This is a genomic window from Poseidonocella sp. HB161398 (genome assembly GCF_005870025.1).
Classification (GTDB): Bacteria; Pseudomonadota; Alphaproteobacteria; order Rhodobacterales; family Rhodobacteraceae; genus Mangrovicoccus.
Window position 1 is genome coordinate 1 of sequence record NZ_VATA01000193.1, and the last position, 2,076, is coordinate 2,076.

General features: G+C 66.2%; 1 protein-coding gene. It reads right to left on the minus strand.

The features are described 5' to 3' along the window. Positions 1 to 12: 12 nt before the first annotated feature. Positions 13 to 2,076, minus strand: a 2,064-nt coding sequence (locus FGX59_RS36615) for a recombinase family protein (protein WP_138473451.1), incomplete at its 5' end; no start/stop codon positions are given.

Here is a 2,076-nt window from a genome sequence, read left to right on the forward strand (position 1 = left end):
GCGAGCGGTTGGTCATTCTGCCCCCTTTTCGCAAGTGCTTGGAAACATTTGAAGCTGGTCGGTGGCGTCCGTGCGACACGGGCGCCCTTTGCGCGCGAGCGCCTTCTGCACCTGCTCTGAGCGGAGGTCTTCCGCCCGGATTTGATAGGGCGCACCGTCCACCACTTGGTTCGCGGGCAGAATTCCGTCTCTTATCAATGCTCTTATGACGTGATTGGTGACGCCGAGCTCTTTTGCGGCCTCGGTCATGGTGCGCCACGGGCCATCCTTGTCCGCGGAGAGGTACCCGTGGATGTCGTTGACCCGGCGAATGGAGGAGACGCGTTTCGCGGTCCAGGTCTTGCCCTGGCCTGTCGGCATCCCCATCCGGTTCAGGCAGGCGGCAATCGCTTCGTCCGGCCAACGTCCGGCCATCTCGCGGATGACTGCCAGAGCTTCGCCGCTGGTGCGGGAATTGTGCTCGCCCGGCCTGGGCTTTCTGACCCGCAATTCGCTATGGCGTCCACCTTTCCAGTGAACGACGAGAACGATCTCGCCGCTGCTGTCGTCGATGTCGGCCACGATGTCCTCGATCAGCGTCCGGATCAGGCGCTGCTTGTCGCGCATGGTGGCAGCAGGGGCCGACCAGGCGGCTTCGAGGTCGCGCGCCAGGCCGTCCAGACGGCTGATGTCCGGCTCGGGCGGTGCGGCAGAGCCCATGTCCAGCCGCTGCCCGAAGCTGCGCACGCGCTGCAGCGCCTCTTCCCATCGCCTTTCCAGTTCCGCGGCAATGAGCCGGTTGTCCGGGTCGCAGGCAGCGTAGCGGCGTTCGGCCAGGGACGCGTCGTAGCGGGCCTGCTGCAGTTCCATCTCGAGAACCTTGCGCTTGTCCTCCATGGCCTGGCTCAAGTTAGCGCGCGCCTGCGCGGCGGCCTCGATTGCGAGCGGCGCCACGGCCTCCAGAACCGCACCGGTGACGAGCGTCTCGGCCCTGAGCCCGCCGAAGGTGATGCAGCGCTTCTGGCCCAGAAGCAGGTTGGGCGTGTCGCACCGGTAGACCGGCCGCGGTTTTCGCCCGGCATAGACGACATGCAGCCGTCGGCCGCACCGGGCACAGCACAGCATGCCTGCCAGGAGGGCGCCGCCGCCGCGGCCGGACTTGACGCCGCCTGCGCGTCCGAAGGCATTCCTGGCCAGCTGGGCCTGATTGCGCTCATGCTCTTCCCAATCGATGTAGCCGACATGGTGATCCTTGATCACGACATCCCAGTCTTCGGGGGACTTCCGGTTCTTGTACGTGACATGTGCGCGTCCGTCGCGGATTTCCGCCCGGCGCCCGGTCTTTCCGTAGGCATAGACCCCGGCATAGAACATGTTCTTCAGCACGCCGCTCACGTTGCGGTAGCGAATGGGCCGCCAGTCGAAGGTCGTCATCCGGATGCCGTCGGACGGTCTCGGGAAGTGGACGCCTTCGGCGGACAGGGACAACAGGACCTGCCGGGCGCTGCCAAGCTCCCGGAATCGGGAGAAGATCTGGCGGATCACCTCCTGGATCCGGAGGTCAGGATCGAACATCACGCCGGCCTCCCGGTCCCAAAGATAGCCGATGGGCGGCGTGTAGCGCAGCTCTCCGCGGCGGGCCTTGGCCCTGGCCGCCTCCACCATCCGCGTGCGCAGAACGCCGAGCTCGAACTCGCTGATGCTGCCCTTCATGCCGAGAAGCAGCCGGTCGTTGGGGGCACGCGGATCGTAGACGCCGTCGTGGTCGACCACCCGGGCCTCCACGAGGCCGCACAGCTCCAGCATGTGATGCCAGTCCCGTCCGTTCCGCGCCAGGCGGGACACTTCCAGGCAGAAGACGGCACCGACCGATCCCGAGCACAGCATCGCCACCAGCTTCTCGAACCCGGGGCGGGACTGGCAGCCGCTCGCCGAAATGCCGAGATCGTCGTCGATGACGTCGATTGCGGAAAATCCGTAGCCGCGCGCCATCTCCACCAGGTCGTACTGGCGCCGCTGGCTCTCCAGGTTCGTCATCACCTGGCTCTGCGTCGACTGCCGCACATAGATCACCGCCTGCCGCTTCAGCAGCTCCGG